The sequence below is a fragment of the Rhodovulum visakhapatnamense genome (genome assembly GCF_004365965.1).
GTDB classification, from domain to species: domain Bacteria; phylum Pseudomonadota; class Alphaproteobacteria; order Rhodobacterales; family Rhodobacteraceae; genus Rhodovulum; species Rhodovulum visakhapatnamense.
Map to the genome: position 1 here is coordinate 1 of NZ_SOEB01000079.1, position 1,163 is coordinate 1,163.

The 1,163-nt window shown below is 59.7% G+C and carries 1 protein-coding gene; it reads right to left on the reverse strand.

The window, feature by feature from the left end; translation table 11 throughout:
* Positions 1-17 precede the first annotated feature (17 nt).
* Positions 18-950, reverse strand: coding sequence for an IS110 family transposase (locus EV657_RS21390; protein WP_134079881.1), 933 nt, complete (start codon positions 948-950; stop codon positions 18-20).
* Positions 951-1,163: the final 213 nt, after the last annotated feature.

Below are 1,163 nucleotides of genomic sequence, written 5' to 3' on the forward strand. Positions count from 1 at the left end.
AGAAGTATCCGTTATGTTCAAGCACGAGCTTCAGCCCAGATGCGGTCGTCGCGCACAAGCGCGTTGGCAAGGATGACGAGCTTGCGCATCACCGCGGTTATCGAGACCTTCCAAGGCTTTCCGGCGCCGATGAGGGCTTCGTGGATCTGGCGCAACGGCGCATTGAACCTGGTCGCGATCAGCGCAGGCATGAACAGCATCGTGCGGATTGTTTGACGACCACCGCTGATCCGGGCCTTGCCTTTCCACATTCCGGACTGCCGGGTGATCGGGGCTAGTCCCGCAAGGCTGGCGACCTCCTTGGCGTTCATGCTGCCAAGTTCAGGCATCTCGACGATCAGCGCGATGGCTGCGACCTGGCCGATCCCGGGAATGGAAAGAAGGATCTCGTAACGGCGCGCAAGCTCTGGATCGGCTTTGACGTAGCGCACCAGTTCTGCATCGATCTGGGCGATCTGTGCCTTGATCTGGCGGTAGCGCGCGTTCAGCTGCGAGATGATCACCTTGCATCGAGCCGTGCCTAACCGGTTCCGGCACGCTGTCCGATCCTTGATCAGGCCGACACGTGCAACGTGCAGCTCCTTGATTTCCATGAGGGTCTCCGACCGGGCCGGGCTTGCTTCGAGGTTCAGCACTGCACCCATCCGCGCGAGGAGCTCGGCATCAACCCTATCGGTTTTGGCGGTTTGGCCGGTCGCCTGCGCAAACCGACGTGCCCGCGTGGGGTTCACTTTCACCAGGCCATGGCTTGTGGATGCCAAGGCTTGTTCAAGGTCCCGATGGTAGGGACCAGTCGGCTCGTAAATCACCCGGACAGGTGTTTTTCCAAGCCACTTCTTCAGCTTCTTGAGACCGGCGGCATCGTTGTAAAACTGCTCTCGCCGCCCGTCCGACACACGGAATGCGTCGAGTGTTGCCTTCGAAATGTCGATCCCTACCGTATCGTTCAACTTCGTCTTCCTTATCTTGTTATGCGGGGCAAGGTGCGGTGACCTTCCCCAGGTATCCGTTCAGGACGTGCGAAACTGCAGGGGTGATCCCACTTCTGATCGGCCCAATTCGACCATCTCCAGATCGATCCGTCCCCCGCTGCCGACCGGGTTGATCTGCCCGGCCGGCAACCCCCGCAAACTGTGTGAGAGCTGGGGTCATTCTAAAACAAG